This is a genomic window from Actinobacillus seminis (genome assembly GCF_002263215.1).
Classification (GTDB): domain Bacteria; phylum Pseudomonadota; class Gammaproteobacteria; order Enterobacterales; family Pasteurellaceae; genus Actinobacillus_B; species Actinobacillus_B seminis.
The window spans coordinates 1-17,285 of record NZ_NLFK01000012.1; the positions used below are offsets into that span (position 1 = coordinate 1).

General features: G+C 43.2%; 16 protein-coding genes, 1 pseudogene and 1 riboswitch. Of the genes and pseudogenes, 10 read left to right on the plus strand and 7 right to left on the minus strand.

The features are described 5' to 3' along the window. The 4 genes from CFY87_RS10185 to ampD all read right to left on the minus strand — a co-directional run. Window positions 1–2,094 (minus strand): hypothetical protein (locus CFY87_RS10185; RefSeq protein WP_236757418.1); only part of this gene is annotated, 2,094 nt, incomplete at its 3' end. Then, window positions 2,073–2,492: a hypothetical protein gene (locus CFY87_RS10190; RefSeq protein ID WP_094947413.1), complete on the minus strand. Its 420-nt coding sequence runs from the start codon at window positions 2,490–2,492 to the stop codon at window positions 2,073–2,075. The genes CFY87_RS10185 and CFY87_RS10190, both read right to left, overlap by 22 nt. 306 nt (window positions 2,493–2,798) lie before the next feature. After that, window positions 2,799–3,644, minus strand: coding sequence for an RNA polymerase sigma factor RpoH (gene rpoH, locus CFY87_RS10195; protein ID WP_094947416.1), 846 nt, complete (start codon window positions 3,642–3,644; stop codon window positions 2,799–2,801). 167 nt (window positions 3,645–3,811) lie between these two features. Beyond that, complete coding sequence (ampD, locus tag CFY87_RS10200) at window positions 3,812–4,363, minus strand: 1,6-anhydro-N-acetylmuramyl-L-alanine amidase AmpD (RefSeq protein ID WP_094947419.1); 552 nt, start codon at window positions 4,361–4,363, stop codon at window positions 3,812–3,814. Between the two features lie 144 nt (window positions 4,364–4,507). Between ampD and ppdD the strand changes: the two genes are divergently transcribed. From ppdD to CFY87_RS10240, 8 genes are all read left to right on the plus strand, one after another. Continuing rightward, window positions 4,508–4,990 carry a prepilin peptidase-dependent pilin gene (gene ppdD / locus CFY87_RS10205; protein ID WP_094947422.1) on the plus strand — a complete coding sequence of 161 codons (483 nt, stop codon included), beginning with the start codon at window positions 4,508–4,510 and terminating at the stop codon, window positions 4,988–4,990. 8 nt (window positions 4,991–4,998) lie between these two features. Beyond that, complete coding sequence (locus CFY87_RS10210; protein WP_094947427.1) at window positions 4,999–6,423, plus strand: GspE/PulE family protein; 1,425 nt, start codon at window positions 4,999–5,001, stop codon at window positions 6,421–6,423. After that, window positions 6,416–7,639 (plus strand): type II secretion system F family protein, encoded by a 1,224-nt coding sequence (locus CFY87_RS10215; RefSeq protein WP_094947432.1) that lies wholly within the window; start codon window positions 6,416–6,418, stop codon window positions 7,637–7,639. Before CFY87_RS10210 ends, CFY87_RS10215 begins: the two co-directional genes overlap by 8 nt. Continuing rightward, the gene (locus CFY87_RS10220; RefSeq protein ID WP_094947435.1) at window positions 7,636–8,337 is read left to right on the plus strand and encodes a prepilin peptidase; all 702 of its coding nucleotides are present in this window, start codon (window positions 7,636–7,638) and stop codon (window positions 8,335–8,337) included. The genes CFY87_RS10215 and CFY87_RS10220 overlap by 4 nt, the downstream gene beginning before the upstream one ends. Before the next feature lie 46 nt (window positions 8,338–8,383). Beyond that, the gene (gene coaE, locus CFY87_RS10225) at window positions 8,384–9,004 is read left to right on the plus strand and encodes a dephospho-CoA kinase (protein WP_094947438.1); all 621 of its coding nucleotides are present in this window, start codon (window positions 8,384–8,386) and stop codon (window positions 9,002–9,004) included. Continuing rightward, a complete protein-coding gene (gene yacG, locus CFY87_RS10230) occupies window positions 8,997–9,203 on the plus strand; it encodes a DNA gyrase inhibitor YacG (RefSeq protein WP_094947441.1) in 207 nt (68 codons plus the stop codon). The genes coaE and yacG overlap by 8 nt, the downstream gene beginning before the upstream one ends. Then, entirely contained in the window at window positions 9,203–9,469 is a 267-nt protein-coding gene (locus CFY87_RS10235) for a GNAT family N-acetyltransferase (protein WP_094947444.1), read from the plus strand. Before yacG ends, CFY87_RS10235 begins: the two co-directional genes overlap by 1 nt. Before the next feature lie 218 nt (window positions 9,470–9,687). Continuing rightward, window positions 9,688–9,804, plus strand: a riboswitch (glycine riboswitch). A 101-nt stretch (window positions 9,805–9,905) separates the two neighbouring features. Then, entirely contained in the window at window positions 9,906–11,279 is a 1,374-nt protein-coding gene (locus tag CFY87_RS10240) for an alanine/glycine:cation symporter family protein (protein ID WP_094947447.1), read from the plus strand. A gap of 73 nt (window positions 11,280–11,352) precedes the next feature. On the opposite strand, the pseudogene rfaC reads toward CFY87_RS10240, so the two are convergent. The 3 genes and pseudogenes from rfaC to rfaD all read right to left on the minus strand — a co-directional run bounded on the left by rfaC (window position 11,353) and on the right by rfaD (window position 14,344). Further along, window positions 11,353–12,293, minus strand: a pseudogene (gene rfaC / locus CFY87_RS10245) (lipopolysaccharide heptosyltransferase RfaC). After that, on the minus strand, window positions 12,294–13,334 hold the full coding sequence (waaF, locus tag CFY87_RS10250) for a lipopolysaccharide heptosyltransferase II (RefSeq protein WP_094947450.1): 1,041 nt from the start codon (window positions 13,332–13,334) through the stop codon (window positions 12,294–12,296). A gap of 83 nt (window positions 13,335–13,417) precedes the next feature. Beyond that, complete coding sequence (gene rfaD, locus CFY87_RS10255; protein ID WP_094947453.1) at window positions 13,418–14,344, minus strand: ADP-glyceromanno-heptose 6-epimerase; 927 nt, start codon at window positions 14,342–14,344, stop codon at window positions 13,418–13,420. A gap of 163 nt (window positions 14,345–14,507) precedes the next feature. Here rfaD and CFY87_RS10260 point away from each other — a divergent pair, with 163 nt between their 5' ends. Next, window positions 14,508–15,260, plus strand: a complete 753-nt coding sequence (locus CFY87_RS10260; protein WP_094947568.1) for a DeoR/GlpR family DNA-binding transcription regulator — start codon at window positions 14,508–14,510, stop codon at window positions 15,258–15,260. A 202-nt stretch (window positions 15,261–15,462) separates the two neighbouring features. Then, window positions 15,463–17,229 carry an L-fucose isomerase gene (fucI, locus tag CFY87_RS10265; RefSeq protein ID WP_094947456.1) on the plus strand — a complete coding sequence of 589 codons (1,767 nt, stop codon included), beginning with the start codon at window positions 15,463–15,465 and terminating at the stop codon, window positions 17,227–17,229. The last annotated feature ends 56 nt before the right edge of the window (window positions 17,230–17,285 follow it).

The following is a 17,285-nucleotide window of genomic DNA, read 5'->3' on the forward strand; positions in this document are numbered from 1 at the left end:
GTTTCCAGCCGGAATAGTGGCGCTAAAAAGTGCGGTCTTTTTCGCCTCTGCTTTTGAGTTTTTGCCTAACGCGACGGAATCGCCGGCGTTTTCTTCTACAACTGCACTATCACCAATCGCCACAGCGCCCTCGGCTTTTGCCTCTGAACCAAATCCCACAGCGATTGAATTATTTTCTGTTGCACTAGCATTGATACCAATCGCAATTGCATTTTCACCTGTCGCTCGGTTGCTTGAATAGTTTGAAGCTTCCATTTTCTTTCTAACGTCTTCGGTGATGATTTTCACTGCTAAAGCGCTCTTTTTAGCTTCTTCGATTTTTTTCTCGTTTTCTTTGTATTTATCTTGGTTGTTTCCTTTGCCACCATTTAAGCCTAGCGCATTAAATGCACTAGCTTTGTCTTTGAAATTTTTATATTTTTTCTCTATTGTGGTTATTTCTGTGTTTAATTCGTTTAATGTTTCTTGATTAAACTCTTCATTATTATTTTGTTTTCTATTTTTTAAGATGGAATCCATCGTTTTTAATTCGACATAATATTTCCAATCTCTTTCTTCTTCGATTACGCTAGTAAATTCATTATTATCTGCATGTATTGAAACATACGGTATTTTATTCTCTTGTTTGCCTGTATTTTTATTAAAGCTAAGTAGTTCGGTGGCTGCTTGTAGTTGTGATACTGTGACGACATCATTTGGTTGCGACCCCGGTGCAACATTGACGATTCTTCTTTCTTGCCCTTTAGCACCTACTGATATATAGCCAATTTGAGAAGAGGTTGGTAACAAGAATGCTCCTTTTGGCACATATGGCTTTTGTTCTAAATCGCTTTTTGTATAATCAGTCATTGAGCGATTCCCCAACGCTATGGAGTTTTCAATGTTCGCAATGGAGTTCAAACCGATTGCCATACTGTTTTTCGCATTGGAGAAAGCATACAACCCCAAGGCTAATGAGTTTTGTTGGCGAGTGGTGGCTCCTATACCGATAGAAATAGAGTTTTCTGCGTTTACATCAATATACGTTAATGAGCCGATTCCTATTGAATTATTTGAAAATACCCCTGATCCTAATCCGACCGAAATGGAATTATCGCCATTGGAAAAAGACTCTCGTCCGATAACAATACCGCCATCACCTTTTTTTTTGATTTTTTTGATGTCAATATTGTTTTGTTGTCCATTCGAATCTTCCTCAAGCGAAAGAATTACGTCATTTTCTTCTTCAAATTGAAGACCTTGAGATGTTCCTTCTGTTTTTATCTTTTTTGTAGCTTCGGTAATTTTATTACTAAGATTGGCTATTTCGGTTAGTGAGCCATTATTATTTGCTTTTAATCTAGTTGTGAGTTTATTAACATCTTTTATACTAGCATTTGCCCCTACATTGTAACCGATAGCAATTGAGCTTCCCCCGACTGCTTTTGCATTGTACCCATAAGACATTGCCCCTTCGTTCGTTGCCTCATTTCGTGTTCCTATTGCAAGTGAGTTTTTGGCATATACCCTTGATTCATTGCCTAACGCCATGGCAGAGGTTGCGTTTGTGTGAACATAAGAACGAAGCCCAAGTGTGGTTGAACCATCCGATAATGCAAACGACAACGTCCCTAGCGCCGTTGAACCATCACCATAAGCGACAGCTCTTGACCCAATGGAAATGGAGCCTATCCCCATAGAAGCAGTTGGGGAGAATTTTCGGTTATCGTCTTTGTTTGATCCTCCGTTTGCGTTTAAATATTTACCATTAAAAAAGCTTTCTTCAACCATACTGTTGCCACCGTTAGCAGACTTATCATAAAGTTTTTTGTAGATGGCTTGAATAGTTCCTTTCGATAATCTGTCTTTATATTTTATGGTAATATCGTCATTCCCTATCGCAATTGAAGAAACACCATAGGCGTAAGTATCCGCTCCCAAAGCGACAGCCTGACCATTGGCTTGAGAATTATGTCCTACTGCAGTGGCTTGCCCTTCTCTAGCTTTTGCATTTTGTCCTACAACGATTGCTCCAGCACCACCGACTTGTGAGCCTTGTCCTACTATTACTGTTTCCTTCATATTTTTTAAATTTACATTTCTTTTTTTATCCATTGGTTATTTTTATCTGCTTCAGTTATCAAATGGACTGAATTATCCGGAGTGTCATTAGTGTACCAACCATCTAAAGATAATTTATTCCCTTTAGTTTCAACGTAGGCAGCATTAGTAACAATAGGGATACTAAATAACCCTGCAATAATAATCCCTTGGGCAATAGGGCGGACATTGAACTGGTTGAAAGAAAAAACAGCGTTTAAAAGCGCAGTGAGTTTTGACGGAGAAAAAAGGAAATGGGCTAGAACCGAACATTTAATAACCGACTGGGGGGGGGAAGGAAGACTCGGATTGCATTTATGCTGAGCAAACAGGTTTTTATTTGTTGAAATTTCTGACACAGCTTTGGTTATCCCAAAGGTAGCATTGTACTTGCATTTGAAAATTATCTTCATCTCAAGTTCCTTGATTAATATGTTCTGGAGATTGTTAATTGTTGAATATTTAGATATTAGCGGGAAACCCACGCAAATATGAGGGAAATTAGTATAGCGAATATCTCCCCACAAAAAAAGCATAAATTTTGTGCTTTTGGAAAAATTTTTGCGCGCGGTTCGGGTTTAATAACGAGAGGGACAATGTACAAGAAAGCGCAATTGTTACAGAATGCTTTTATCACGCTATAAAAAATTCCTGAAAATAAAAAAGGCGATCAAAGATGATCACCTTTTCGTAAAATCGTTGAATTGATGAAAAACTTATTAAAAATTCACCGCACTTTTTAATTTTTTCAGCGCGTTGGTTTCCAGTTGGCGCACACGTTCAGCGGAAATATTGTATTTTGCCGCTAAATCTTGCAATGTGGCTTTATTATCATCCAACCAGCGGGCTTTGATAATATCTTGGCTGCGCTCATCTAAGGCATCCAACGCAACGCTAAGTTGATCAGCCGCTTGGCTTTCGTAATTTTCGTTTTCCAATTCAGCGGCAAAATTTGAGCTTTTGTCTTCCAAATAACGTGCCGGCACGTAGCTTTCTTCGTCGTGCTCATCATTTGGCAAATCAAAACCGACGTCGGAGCCTGTCATGCGGCTTTCCATTTCAATCACGTCTTCTTTGGAAACGCCCAATTCCTGCGCCACCATATCCACTTCATTTTCATTAAACCAGCCTAAACGCTGTTTGGTTTTACGCAAATTGAAGAATAATTTACGTTGTGCTTTGGTGGTTGCAACTTTCACAATACGCCAGTTACGCAATACGTATTCGTGAATTTCCGCTTTGATCCAATGTACCGCGAAAGAAACTAAACGCACGCCCACTTCCGGATTGAAACGTTTAACCGCTTTCATTAAACCGATATTCCCCTCTTGAATTAAGTCCGCTTGCGACAAACCATAACCGGAATATCCGCGCGCTACATGAATGACAAAGCGAAGATGAGACAGAATAAGCTGTTTTGCCGCCTCCAAATCTTCTTGATAGTACAAACGCTCTGCCAATTCCTTTTCTTCTTCTGCGCTTAGCATTGGATATTCATTTGCGGCTCGGATATAACCCTCTAAGCTGCCTTGAGGAACCAACATCATAGTCTGTTCTTTGTTCATCATTTTCCTTCTTAGTAAGAGTAAAATTTACATCAGTTATAGCATAATTAAAAATAAGATCAATAGATTTTGACAATTAATCTTTTCATTTCGTACAGAAATTAGACCGCCCTTTGGGGGAAAAGTTCACCAAAATCACCCTATTCTTATGATTTTCAGCGTTTATTTTACAACGAGCTCAAATAGCCTTGCCAATCAAAATATTGACCTGGATCGATTTTTCTACTCGGCGAAATATCGCAATGCCCGACAATGCGATCCTTGCGGATATGCGGATAAGCTTGCATTAGGCTTTGGCTTAAGCGAATTAATGCGGCATATTGCGCGGACGTAAAGGGTTGCTCATTGCTGCCCTCCAATTCGATGCCAATAGAAAAATCGTTACATTTTTCTCGCCCTTGGAAACAAGATAGCCCGGCGTGCCAGGCGCGATCATTAAAACTGACATATTGTGTAATTTGCCCTTGGCGATCAATTAAACAATGAGCGGACACGCGGATTTGGTAAATTTCTTGAAAATACGGGTGTGCACTGGGATCGAGTTTGCCTTGAAAAAAATCGTCAATATAACTGCCGCCAAATTGCTCCGGCGGTAGGCTGATGTAGTGGATCACCAGCAAGGAAATCTCCGTGCCGGACGGTCTTAAATCATAGTGCGGTGATAGGATTTTTCGCTCGTCAAGGAGCCATCCGTTTTCAATTTTTATTTCGTTTTTCATTTGGGATTGTTTTTTGTGGCATAAAATTTATTTTTGCGATCGGTATCGAAAAAATCGCACGATATTTTAGCATTTGTCCACTTTTCTTTGCACACTAAAAGTTGTCATTTTGGCATTGATTATTTAACAAGAAAAGGAAAAAAGATGAAAAATTTACACCGCACTTTCGTTAACTCGAAAATATCAACTCATAGGTTATTAGCTTATCCGGGGCAGTATAAAGGATTTACCTTGGTGGAATTGATGATCGTGATCGCCATTGTTGCTATTTTAGCCACTATCGCCATTCCGTCGTATCAAAATTATACCAAAAAAGCGGCAATGTCCGAATTATTGCAAGCTTCCGCGCCTTATCGTTCGGAAGTGGAGCTTTGTATTTATAACCATGGCGATAATAAAAATTGCAGCGCGGGTTCCAACGGTATTCAACAAAATAGCGGCGAGCGCGGTAAATATATTAAATCCGTCAATGTGCAAGCCGGTGTGATTACGGTAGAAGGTAAAGGTACGCTGGAAAATATCAGCTATTCGCTAACCTCCTCGGGTGATGCGTTAGATGGTGTTGTTTGGAGCGTGAATTGCTTTTCTAATGATGAACTCTTTCCCGCCGGCTATTGTACCAATTAGAGGCAAATATGACGGAACTGAATATCATTTCGGTTGAAAATGTGCCAATGGTGGTGGCGGAAAACGGAGAACGTTTCCAAATTGCACCGCACTTATGGCAGCAAAATCAACGGCAACATACCTTGTTATTGCGTTATTTTGCCCTGCCTTTGCGCCAAGATGCACAAACTCTGTGGTTGGGTGTGGACAGTTTGAATAATCTCGCGGCTTGCGAAACCTTTGCCTTCCTTAGCGGAAAAATGGTCGAGCCGGTATTATTGCCAAACGCCGATCTGAAAGCCTTACTACAACAGCTTTCGCCGTCGCAGTTTAGCGTAGAGGAAACGCCGCAGGTAAGTTATCATGCGCCTGACGCGCCGGAGATAGAAACGGAAACCGGCAGTGATGAACCGGTTATCCGTCTGTTGTCACATCTTTTTGAACAAGCGGTGAAACGGCAAGCGTCCGATATTCATTTGGAACCGCAAGCCCATCATTTACAAGTTCGTTTTCGCATTGATGGCGTGCTGCAGCCGCAACCGAAACTTGCCCTAAATCTGGCAGCACGCTTAATTTCCCGTTTGAAGTTGTTGGCAAAATTGGATATTAGCGAAAGGCGCCTGCCGCAAGACGGACGTTTTCAGTTTAAAACTGCTTTTTCAGATCGTTTGGATTTTCGTTTATCCACCTTGCCTACCCATTTTGGCGAAAAAGCGGTGTTGCGCTTGCAGCAAAATAAACCGGTGCATTTCAGTTTTGCGGAACTTGGCATGAACGCATGGCAACAACAATGCTTTGCGAATGCATTAAGTCAACCGCAAGGTTTGATTTTGGTGACCGGTCCTACCGGCAGCGGGAAAAGTATTTCCCTTTATACCGCACTTCAGCTTCTCAATAGCCGCGATAAACATATTTTAACCGCCGAGGATCCGATTGAAATTGCATTGGATGGGATTATGCAAACGCAAGTCAATTTAGCTATTGGCTTGGATTTCAGTCGCCTGTTACGCACCTTTTTGCGCCAAGACCCGGATATTATTATGCTCGGCGAAATTCGTGATGAAGACAGTGCGGCGATAGCGTTGCGTGCGGCGCAAACCGGACATTTGGTGTTGTCCACGCTGCATACCAATGACGCGCCCTCCGCCCTTTCGCGCTTACAGCAATTGGGCATTCAATCCCATGAAATTGAACACAGTTTATTATTGGTGATTGCTCAACGTTTAGTTCGCAAGAAATGCCAAAAGTGCGGTAATTTTTCCGCCGATTTGTGCGATTGTTTTCAGGGGTACCAAGGGCGGATCGGAATTTATCAATTCTTGCAACCGGCGCTTGAGACGCATGGTTATCAGACGGATTTCGCGGATTTACGCCAAAGCGCGGCGGAAAAAGTGCAGCAGGGGCTAACGGATTGGGCGGAGGTGGATCGCGTGTTGGGAAAAACGTATGGCTAACTTAAAATTATTTGCTTGGTCAGGGAAAAATAAATTACAGCAAAAACAACAAGGGATGATTGTGGCGCGGGATAAAACCGAGGCGCAATATCGCTTGTTTCAGCGTGGCTTGGCGAACGTGAAATTACAACAACATTGGCAATTGACCAGCAAACCGAAAAAGGCACAACTTGTTGATTTATTTACGCAACTTTCCGTGTTACTAAACTCGGCGGTTCCCTTAAAAGACAGCCTACAGATTTTATGGCAAAACTGTGCACAACCGGCGTTATATCAATGGTTGGGGCAGTTGATTTCTGATCTGGAAAGCGGTTTATCCTTTTCACAAGCCTTAGAACGCCAAGGGCGGTATTTAAATTATCAAGAACGCCAATTGATTTTGGTGGGGGAGATGACGGGGAAATTACCTTTGGTTTGTGAACAGCTGGCGCAGCATAAAATGCAAACCTTGGCGTTGCAGCGCAAAATCCAAAAAATTCTGCTGTATCCCATGGTGGTGCTGGCGATTTCTTTCATCTTGACTGTGTTGTTGCTGATGTTTATTGTGCCGCAATTTGCTGAAATGTATGCGGAAAATCAAGCCGGTTTGCCGACATTTACCGCTATTTTACTGCATATCTCCGCCGGGTTGCAAGATTACTTTTGGCAATTAACGCTACTGCTTGGGTTATTGAGCGCCTTATTGCGTTACCAATTTTCGCATTCTCCATCATGGCAGCGACAAAAAGCCAAATTGATGATGCGCCTGCCGGTGATTTGTCGGGTAGTACAATTTTCTCGGCTGATTCGTTTTTGCCACAGTTTGTCTTTGATGTTGAACGCGGGCATTGCATTGACGCAAGGGCTGCAATCCTTTTTGCCGCAGCAAAAAAGTTGGCAAGCCTCGCCGGCATTAAGCGGCGATATTTTGTTGACGGAATGGATCAAGGAAACGCTAAATGGAGTAAATCAAGGTTATCCGTTGTCGGCATCGGTGAGTTCGGTTTGGTTTCCAATGCCGGCGCAACAAATGTTAAAAATCGGCGAAAATAGCGGCAAAGTTGCCTTAATGTTGCGCCATATTGCCGATACTTATCAACAACAACTGGATCATCAAGTGGATTTGTTGGCGCAATTATTGGAACCGTTGCTGATGTTGATTATCGGCGGGCTTATCGGTGCTGTTATGTTGGGCATGTATTTACCGATTTTTAATATGGGGTCGTTAATTCAATGATGATGGTGATTTGTTGGTTGTATGGCAATGCGATCGGTTATGCGGCGTATCGTTATTTGAGCGGGTTTTCCGCACGCTTAAGTGAGCAGGTTTTGCGGAATTTTTGTGAAATTTTTCCGCAAAATTCACCGCACTTTGCAGCGGGATATTGCGCATTGACGCCCTTAAAGTGCGGTCATTTTTTTTATTATATGTTCGGCTTCAGCGTCCTGTTGGTGTTGCTGGCATCACTTTTTGATCCTTTTACCGGATTATGGTTGGGCGGCTATGTGGCGCTGTTATTTTGTGTGGCAATTATTGATGGCTATTACCAATTAATTTCGCCGACATTATGTCAGTTATTATTTGTTTGTGCGGTTTTCCGTGCGTATTTTGTCGCAATTCCTGTGGATTTAATTGCGAGTTTGCAAGGGGCGGCACTTGGATTTTTGATGTTTTATGCGTTGTATTATGTAGCAAAATGGGTTTATCGGCGTGAAGCTTTGGGGCGTGGCGATTATTGGTTAATGCTGGGCTTGGGCGGCGTTACGCCGGTGGAACAATTGCCTTGGTTGGTTCTCGGCGCTTGTTTGAGCGCGTTAATTTATGTGGGCTATTTAAACTATCGTGGTATGCGCGTTGAATGGGTGGCGTTCGGTCCATTTTTAAGCCTTTCCGGCGGGGGAATTTTATTGCTTAATCTGTACAGCTTGGCGTAACTGTGCCAAAATTTGTGCATCAACAAGAACGTAAATAAAGGTTGTGATGACATATATTGTGGGGTTAACCGGCGGTATCGGCAGCGGTAAAAGCACAGTGGCGGAGTTGTTTGCTGAACTTGGCGTGCCGGTGATCGACGCGGATGTGGTGGCACGCGAGGTGGTGGCAAAAGGGTCGCCGCTGTTGGCAAAAATAGCAGCTTATTTTGGTGCGGAAATTTTATTGGAAAACGGGGAGTTAAATCGTGCGGCATTGCGCGAGCGCGTGTTTCACTATGCAGCAGAAAAACAATGGCTCAACGCATTGTTGCACCCCGCCATTCGCGAGGAAATGCTGCGCCAATTACAAGAGCAGGATTCTCCCTATGTGTTGTGGGTGGTGCCTTTGTTAATTGAAAATAAATTGACCGCACTTTGCCGGCGCGTGTTGGTGGTGGATGTGGAACCGGCGACGCAAATTGTGCGAGTAACGCAACGGGATAGCAATCGGGCGGAGTTAATCCGCCAAATTATGGCATCACAGGTGAGCCGAGAGGTGCGTTTGCGTTATGCGGATGATGTGATTAATAACGAGGGCGATTTGCTCAAATCTTTGCCTCAATTAAAGCAAAAAGTGCTAGAATTGCATCAATCTTATTTACAATTGAGTGGAAATAATCATGACTGATGATGTATTTGAGGTACCCTGTCCGACTTGTAAAAAAGCGGTGACATGGTCGGAAAAAAGTCCCTATCGTCCTTTTTGCAGCAAACGTTGCCAATTGATTGATTTGGGCGAATGGGCAAATGAGGAAAAAGCGATTCCTTGCGATAGCGCGGATTTCGTGATGGATGAACATTTTAGCGAAGATTGGAGCCGACATTAATGGATATTCAACATCAATATGATGCCACTCAAGGTGAATTTTTTATTGTGGATGAGCGGCAGCGTAAAATTGCCGAATTGAGCTATTTTTTTGTTGATGCGCAAACCATTAATGCAACGCATACTTTTGTTTCCGAGGCACTACGCGGTCAAGGGGTGGCGGATAAATTATATCGATCATTGGTCACGTTTGTACGGGGACATCAGCTGAAATTGATCCCAACCTGCAGTTATATTGCAATAAAGTGGCAAAGAGAGAACAAGTAACAAAAAATTTTCGTATCATCCATGATGCTTAGCTTCCTTTGTCGCAGCCACTTTCATCTTGAGTTATTGTTTTTCTCTTGTTAGAATTAGCTCACTTCGGTCGAAAAATAGTTTTCGACCGGAATGTTCGGGTGAAGGTAGCTGGAGAGTAGAGAATTGACTCTACACCGACGAGGTAAAATCTTTCAGGTGCAAATAATTTTGCGAGGACTGTTACTGGACGAACCCTTGGAGAGAGCCGATATGAATAACCATAATCGGACGCCGAAGGCGCAAAAGAGCGGTGATTTTTCGCTGTTTTTCAAACGCTCAGGCAAAAGGACAGGGGCAAGAGATAGTCGTGAATGTAGCTTTGGATGCTATCCTTTTTTATTTTATTCCGTAATTCTTTTCGCCTCCTTGTAAATAGTAAACTGATTTTTTACGAGGAATTCTTATGTCGTTAGAAACGATCTTATCATCAATCAATACGTTTATTTGGGGTACGCCGTTACTGATCTTATTATCCGGTACGGGAGTTTATTTGACTTTGCGTTTAGGTTTTTTGCAAATTATTCATTTACCGCGTGCATTAGGATATTTGTTTAAAAAAGAGAAGGAGGCAAAAAAAGGGGATGTTTCTGCCTTTGCCGCTCTTTGTACCGCTTTGGCGGCGACCATTGGTACCGGTAATATCGTTGGTGTGGCAACCGCGGTTCAAGCCGGCGGACCGGGGGCAATTTTTTGGATGTGGCTGGTGGCATTGTTGGGTATGGCAACCAAATACGCCGAATGTTTATTGGCAGTGAAATATCGCGTACGAGATAAGCAAGGTTTTATGGCTGGCGGTCCAATGTATTATATTGAAAATGGGTTGGGTATTCGTTGGTTAGCAAAATTATTTGCGGTGTTTGGCGTGTTGGTGGCGTTTTTCGGAATTGGTACCTTTCCGCAAATTCAAGCCATTACACATGCAATGCACGATACCTTTAGCGTGCCGGTGGTTTGGAGCGCGACGATAATGACCGTGTTGGTGGCGTTGATTATTTTGGGTGGCGTCAAGCGCATTGCGGTGGTTTCCTCCATTATCGTGCCTTTTATGGCGATCTTTTATGTGGCGATTTCCGTGGTGATTATCATCATTAATTGGCAACAAGTACCGGCGGCGTTGTCGTTGATTATTCATAGTGCCTTTGATCCGCAAGCGGCGTTAGGCGGCGCCTTGGGAATTACGGTGATGAAAGCGATTCAATCGGGTGTCGCTCGGGGGATTTTCTCCAATGAATCCGGTTTGGGTAGCGCCCCCATTGCGGCGGCAGCGGCGCAAACCAAAGAACCGGTGCGCCAAGGGCTAATTTCCATGACCGGCACCTTTTTAGATACCATTATTGTTTGTTCCATGACCGGTATTGTGTTGGTGTTAACCGGTGCTTGGCAATCCGGCGTGGCGGGGGCGGCTATGACCAATCTTGCCTTTTCACAAGGCTTAGGCAGCAATATTGGTGCCACGATCGTGACGGTTGGGTTGCTGTTTTTCGCCTTTACCACCATTTTAGGCTGGTGCTATTACGGGGAACGTTGTTTCGTTTATTTAGCCGGCATCAAAGGCATTAAAATTTATCGCCTGATTTTTATTGTGTTGGTAGGATGCGGTGCCTTTATTCAATTGGAGTTAATTTGGATTTTAGCAGATATTGTTAACGGATTGATGGCATTTCCGAATTTAATTGCGTTAATCGGCTTGCGCCATGTGATTGTGAGCGAAACCAAAGATTATTTCGCACGTCTGAAAGCCTCGGTGCATGATCAAGATGAAGTTGCGCAAGCTTAATTGAGATAAAAAACTAAAAAAAAAAAAAAAAATGACTACTACGATATGAAATAACACAAGCGAGAAGATTTTTTTAGGCGAAATATGCCAACACACGTTCAGCCCGAATTAAATCCATCCGTTTCTCTTGGATATAGATTTGATTTTTGCCATAGGTACCGATAAGTTTCGGATCGGTAGCGCCATAAAGGGTAATATTTTTTTATCCAAGGCGGCGCTTAGGTGCGCCAATCCGGTATCCACAGAAATTACTGCCACACTATTGGCAATTTGCGCGGCAAGTTGCGTGAGCGAAAGTCGCGACAAAACCACCGCACTTTCTATTCCCTCGGCAATGCGTTCAGCACGTTGTTTTTCCGCTACATTGCCCCAAGGCAGACGAATTTGATAACCAAGCGCGGTCATTTTTTGCGCTAATTTTTTCCATTCTCGCTCCGTCCAATGTTTTTCCGCGCGCGTGGTGGCATGAATAAACAGCACATAAGGAACCTCGCCGGTTGGCGTGACAAAATTCGAAGCTATTTGGTAATCGCCTTGCGCGACGGGAAGAGGATAAGCTAGGCTTTGGGCAACTAATTGACGAATGCGCTCTACTGCATGTTGCTGATAATCAATATAAAATTTGTGATCATAAAACAAAGAGGCGAGGGGTTCACGTACGCATTGACGGTCGTAACCGAATTTTTTACCGCGGGCAAAATAGGTCACCAAACAAGCACTTTTGAGCAAGCCTTGGGCGTCAATGACGGCGTCATATTCGGTTTGTTGCAATAAAGTGCGGTAGTTTTTCCATTGATTTCTGGTCGTGACTTGGCATAAATTTTTGCGCCAACGTCGGATAGCAACGGGAATGACTTGTTTCACTGCACTGTGCCAACGCGGAATTTCCGCAAAATTTTCCTCCACCACCCAATCTACCTGCAAATCAGGAATGGCGCGTTGCGCGTCGGTCAACGCCGGCAAGGTATGAATGACATCACCCATGGAGGACGTTTTAACCAAGCAAATTCGCATTTAATCAAGTAACCCTTGTAATTTTTCCCACACCATTTGCGGCGTAATATCAATTAAACTTTGATGATACCCTTCGGCACTGTCGTCGCCTTTGCGGATTTTAATCAAGCCACCGTCGATTAAGCGGATAATGACTGCATTGTCGGATAATGGCGGTGTATATTGCGGGCTGGTCGGTCCGTAGAGCGCCACCAGCGGGCGTTTTAAGGCAGCGGCGATATGCATTAACCCGCTGTCATTGCTAACAATCGCCGCACAGTCGCTGATTAAATCCACCGCTTGATTAAGGCTGGTTTGACCGGCTAAATTGCTGCAATAACGTTGTAAATCCGCCGGCAACGCGAGACGAATTTGTTCGCCCACGGAGTGATCTTTAGCGGAACCGAATAGGCGAATGGAATATCCTTGTGTGATCAATTGTTCCGCTAATGCCGCGTAATGATAATGTGGCCAACGTTTTGCCGGTCCGAATTCCGCGCCGGGACAAAAGCCGATCGCAGGGCGATGTTGCGCAAGTGCGGTCTGTTTTTCGAAGATTTTTAACGTGGTGTCCTGTTGTGTCTTTTCAACCGTCAAATAAGGTGTCGGAATCGGCAAATCTGCCGCCGCGGGCAAGACGTTTTGTGCATAACCCAGCGCGACATAACGCTGCACCATCATAGGATAGGCTTTTTTATTGTGGCGTAAATCATTGAGCAAAATATACCGATTTTCCCCTTTCCAACCCCGTCGAAGCGGGATGTTGGCGAAGTATGGAATAAATGCCGATTTTAATGAGTTTGGTAAGATGATTGCCATATCATATTGATTACGCAAGGATTTTCCAATGCGATAACGTTCGCCTAAAGCAAAAGCGCCATGCCCGATTGGCATAGTGATCGCTTGTCGCACTTCCGGCATTCGTGCCAGCAGCGGTTTGCACCAATCCGGCGCTAACACGTCGATATTGCAATCCGGATGCTGTTGTTTTAGGGTTTGGTACAAGCTGTGCGACATCATCATATCGCCGACCCAAGAGGGACCAATAATTAGTATATTCATCTTATTTTTCGGATAGAGTAACCAAGTGCGGTAAAAAAATTCAATGTTTTCAACAAGCTATTTAACCGCACAGAATTTATGACTTATTTACGATTAAGCCACGCCATATATTCCGCCACGCCCGTTGCCACATCTTTAAATTGATAATCGCAACCAGCTGTACGAAGTTTGCCTAAATTCGCTTGGGTATATTTTTGGTAACGGGATTTTAAATGTTCCGGGAATGGAATGGTTTCAATTTGCCCTTTACCATGGAATTTCACTACCGCATCCGCCACTTCTTTAAAACTTTGCGCTTTGCCGGTACCTAAATTGAAAATGCCCGATACGCTATTTTGCCATGCCCAAATGTTTACCGCTGCCACGTCATCCACATAAATAAAATCACGCAAGAAATGCTCACTACCGGCAAATAATTTCGGGTTTTCTCCTTTGTTAATTTGAGTATTCAAATGGAAAGCAACACTTGCCATTGAACCTTTGTGCTGTTCACGCGGGCCATAAACATTGAAATATTTAAAACCGCAAATAGGCGAATTGGCTTTCGGTAAGATCTCGCGCACATATTGGTCAAATAAGAATTTTGAGTAACCGTAAGCATTTAACGGACCTTCAAATTGACGTTCTTCCACGAATTCCGTTTTATCGCCATAGGTCGCCGCACTGGAGGCATAGAAGAAAGGAATTTCGCGTTCTAAACAATAATGTAACAACTCTTTGGAGTATTCGTAGTTGTTGTGCATTAAATATTTACCGTCCCATTCCGTGGTCGCCGAACAAGCACCCTCATGGAAAATCACGTCGATATCGCCTAAATTATCACCGGCAATAATGGATGCCAAAAAATCTTCTTTGTCGCAATAATCCGCAATATCTAAATCCACTAAATTCACAAATTTAGTGCCATCTTTCAGGTTATCCACCACTAAAATATCTTTACGTCCCATATCGTTTAATGCTTTCACGATATTCGCGCCAATCATTCCCGCGCCGCCCGTTACGATAATCATATACTTGTCCTCTTGTTTGAGTATGGTTGCGGGTATTGTAATAGATTTTTGCCGGATGTGCTAAAAGTGCGGTGAAAAATTAAAGAATTTTTGCTTTATGGAACAAAATACCTATAATATTTTTGAAATGACCGTTTTGACCGTTTTTTTGGGGGGAGGAATTATGCGTACGAGAGAAGACTTGATTATGCAAATGATCAATGCTACAGGGAAGGTGAATGTGAATACACTGGCGCAACATTTTGAAGTTTCTGTGGAAACTGTGCGACGTGATTTGACCGCATTGGCGAAAAAAGGCTTGGTACATCGCGTACATGGTGGGGCGGTTAGTCAAAAAGCGAAAGATATTGGCAGTTCTTTTCAAGTGAGACAGCGAACCAATTATGAGGCGAAACGTTCCATTGCCGAGCGGGCAGTGGAGTATGTTTTTGATGGGGCGGTAATTGGTTTGGATGCCAGTTCAAGCAGTTGGCATTTTGCACAGTTAATTCCGGATATTCCTTGTACCGTGATCACTAATTCTATGCACAACATTTCGGCTTTGGTTAACAAAAGCAACATTACCACGATTGCGACCGGTGGCGTTTATTCGGGAAAATACGATGCTTTTTACGGTCCTTTATCCGAACAGTTGCTACAGCGATTACACATTGATTTTTTTGTTTTTTCCTGTGCAGGATTTGATGAAAACGGTATGCTTTGGGAATCAAACGAGCTAAATGCTTCTATAAAACGAAAAATGGTGGAAGCTGCCGATAAAAATTTTCTCTTATTGGATCAATCAAAATTTCATCGCAAAAATTTGATCTGCTTAACGGAATTATCACAAATTGATATTTTATTCACCGATCAGGCTGATAATGAAAAATTACAACATTATTGTCAGCGAAACGATGTATTAATTTCTACCCAATAATGCCTTAATTTGTTGATGAATTGACCGATTTTTTACCGTTTCATGGTATTCGGTCATTTAAAAACAGTCAAAATAGTCATTTTTTGTGAAGTTTGTCACGAAAAACGATCGAATTTCAAAAAAATTAGAGTGATTTTTCTTTTTGATGAACAATATCTTCATACAAACGAAGTTATTTATCTAATCAAAAGAGGAATACATCATGAGTCAATTTAAATCAACAGCGGTCAAAATTGGTATTCGTCCGACAATCGATGGTCGTCGAATGGGGGTACGTGAATCTTTAGAATTACAAACCATGAATATGGCGAAATCTGTCGCCGAATTATTGCAAACGCACGTTAGACATATTGACGGATCTTTTGTGGAGTGCGTGATTGCGGATACTTGTATTGGCGGCGTTGCGGAGGCGGCGGCTTGTGCGGAAAAATTTAAATTAAGCAATGTGGGCTTAACCATCACGGTGACACCTTGCTGGTGTTATGGTTCGGAAACTATTGATATGGATCCGCATATGCCGAAAGCGATTTGGGGCTTTAACGGTACAGAACGTCCGGGAGCTGTTTATTTGGCGGCGGCATTGGCGGGGCATTCGCAAATGGGATTACCCGCATTTTCGATTTATGGAACTGAAGTGCAAGAAGCCGATGATCAAAGTATTCCGGCGGATGTTAAAGAAAAACTTCTGCGTTTTGCGCGTGCCGGTCTTGCGGTTGCCTCTATTCGCGGTAAATCCTATTTATCTATCGGTTCCGTCTCTATGGGGATTGCGGGTTCTATCGTTAATCAAGCGTTTTTCCAAGAATATTTGGGAATGCGCAATGAATATGTGGATATGACCGAAATTAAACGTCGGTTGGATCGTAAAATCTATGATCCGCAAGAAGTCGAGTTGGCGTTGTCTTGGGTCAACCAATATTGCAAAGAAGGGATTGATGTGAATTTACCGGAATATCAACGCACACCGGAAGAGCGAGCGGAACTTTGGGAAAATGTGGTCAAAATGACGATTATTGCGCGCGACTTGATGGTGGGCAATCCGAAATTAGCTGAATTAGGTTATGGTGAAGAAGCGCTGGGCCACAATGCCATTGCTGCCGGTTTCCAAGGGCAACGTCAATGGACTGATCACCTTCCGAACGGTGACTTTATGGAAGCGATTTTAAACTCTACTTACGACTGGAATGGAGTACGTCCGCCACATATTTTAGCTACAGAAAACGATTCTTTAAATGGGGTTTGTATGTTGCTCGGTTATCAATTAACCGGACAAGCACAAATTTTTGCCGACGTGCGTACCTATTGGAGCGAAGATTCGGTGGAGCGCGTAACAGGTTGGCGTCCTGAAAGTGGATTTATTCATTTAATTAATTCCGGTTCTGCCGCATTGGACGGTACCGGTCAACATACGGATAACGAAGGAAATCCGGTGATCAAACCGGTGTGGGAAGTGACGGAAGAAGACGGTAAACGTTGCTTGGAAAATACTCGTTGGTGTCCGGCGGTACATGAATATTTCCGTGGGGGCGGCTTATCTTCTCAATATACCACTAAAGGCGGAATGCCATTTACCATGCACCGTTTAAATATCATTAAAGGGCTTGGACCGGTGTTACAAATTGCCGAAGGTTGGTCTATCGAATTACCGGAAGCGGTACATGAGACTTTGATGAAACGTACCAATGAAACTTGGCCTTGTACTTGGTTTGTACCGCGTTTAACGGGTACCGGCGCCTTTACCGACGTGTATTCCGTGATGGCAAACTGGGGCGCTAATCACTGTGTTGCAACTTATGGACACGTTGGAGCGGATTTAATTACTTTAGCGTCCATGCTACGTATTCCGGTTTGTATGCACAATGTCGTGGATAAAGATGTCTTCCGTCCAAGTGCATGGAACGGATTTGGTCAAGATAAAGAAGGTCAAGATTATCGCGCTTGCGTGAATTTCGGACCGCTTTACAAATAATCTCCTTTTTCAATTGAAACTTATTATGTCAAAAGTGCGGTGATTTTTACCGCACT